The organism is Neisseria sp. P0021.S006, assembly GCF_051956895.1.
This window is the reverse complement of sequence record NZ_JBQCWZ010000213.1, coordinates 1-1,912: the sequence shown is the minus strand read 5'-3', so window position 1 is coordinate 1,912 and position 1,912 is coordinate 1. Positions and strand designations below refer to the sequence as shown.

1 protein-coding gene is annotated in these 1,912 nt (G+C 46.5%); it reads right to left on the bottom strand.

Annotation, left to right across the window (positions count from 1 at the left end):
* The coding region (locus tag ACTHUM_RS12650; protein ID WP_440403020.1) for a histidine kinase at positions 1 to 1,735 on the bottom strand (1,735 nt) is incomplete at its 3' end.
* Positions 1,736 to 1,912 lie beyond the last annotated feature (177 nt).

Here is a 1,912-nt window from a genome sequence, read left to right as displayed (position 1 = left end):
GCAAAGTCAGCATAACCGCCGTACCTTGCCCAATCTGCGATGTAATGGCCAATTCTGCGTTAATCCGTTGGGCCCGTTCCTGCATAATGCCCAAGCCGACATGTTCGCCTGAAGGCCGGTTTGATAGGTGTTCTTTATTAAAGCCTGCGCCGTCGTCACGAATCGTCATGACAAAATCGCCGTGGTTGGCAATTTCGACGCTGACATGTTGCGCACGCGCGTGCTTCCGAATATTGGACAGGCTTTCCTGCAAGATGAAGATGATCTGCAAATGCTCATCATAATTCAAAGCCTGCCCGTCGTCCTGCCATTTTAAATCAACTGGAATACCGGTTTGTCGTTCAAAACGCGCCAGCAGCGATTCTACCGCTTCAGGAAAATCTTTATTACTGATTTTGGTGCGGAAATTCATTAAAAGTTCGCGTACGTCCTCGTAGCATTCCTGCACGCCGTCTTTGATGAAGCCGATATTTTCTTCGGCCTGCTCACGTTGGTCTGAGGCAAACGCACTTTCCAGCATTTGTACCTGCAAATTCAAAAAGGTTAAAGCTTGCGCGATGCTGTCATGCAAACCTTGTGCAATCAAGTTACGCTCCTGCAAGACTGCAAGCAGGCGGCGCTCTTGTTCCATGCGGTTGTTGGCGATGGAAATGCCCAGCTGTCCGCTTAAAGTATGCAGCAGTTTTTCGTCTTGCTCATCAGGCATATGGCCGTCTGAAAAATATAGGGTTAGTACGCCAAGCTGTTCATCTTGATAAACGATTGGAAATTCTACACGATTTCCTTCTTCGGTTTCACCGACGCTTGCCGCCAAATCAGAACGTTTCCGCTCCTCATCGGAAAGATATACCGTACCACCTAAGGCGGAAAACGCCGGCAGAATCTGAGTTAAAAATTCTTCTGCCGCCTGTTGGGGCGTAAAAGTTTGGTGCAGATTGCGCGTGGTTTGGTAGAGCAGGGTCAAATCACGGTTTTGCCGCGCCAAGTCTTGGGTTTGTTTGGCAACTTGTCCTTCCAAGTCTGTATAAAGCGTATGCAGACGGCGGCTCATTTGGTTGAAACCCTTGCTTACTTGGGCAAACTCACGGATCTGGTCTGTCTCGATTTGAACGCCGAAATGCCCTTTGCTGATGGTTTCTACGCCATCACGCAGTTTTTCCAAGGGCCGGATAATCCATGAATAATGCCAAACAATCATCAAGCCTGCAGCCACAACAATCATCAGCATCATGGCCATTTGGAAGCGGCGCAGCCACAAGGTATTTTGCTCGTTGGCATTTTCCATCGCCTGTAAAAATAGCTCGATGTTGCCGGCAAAACGGTACAGGCCGATTTGGGTCGGACGCTCGTAATGTTGCAAAGACGGCTTGATGTTGGATTCCCAATCAATCAACAGCATCGATTGAATCAAGTCATAAGCCAACGGCGTTTGAGATGGAATCAGCGGATGAATGGCATCACTTTGCGTCACATTGGCCAGCGTACGCTCAAATTCTTTGATTTGGTTGTCAATTTGCGCATTGGGTGTACGGACGCTTGCCATATAAGCCAAACGATACACCTGCATTTTCAAACTGCCTGCATCTTCAATCGTTTTGGCCGCGCTTTCCAAACGCCAAGAAAGCAGCAGGGTAAAGACAATCGACAAAAACGCCGAACTGACCCATAAAAAAGTCAGCAGTTTTAAACGCGAAGACAGGCTCAGGCCGTCTGAAGATCCGGAGAATAAACGCATAAAGCACGCAGGGGAACTAATCCGATAATCTTATAAAAATATCATTCTTTCGGCCTATAAACAACCTGTCTAAAATAATTGTGTGGTTATGATAAGAAAAAACAGGGGTTTAATGTAAAATCATGTTATGATAAAATTCATCTCAAGTGAATTTAATCATAAAAATAAGGTTTCAGA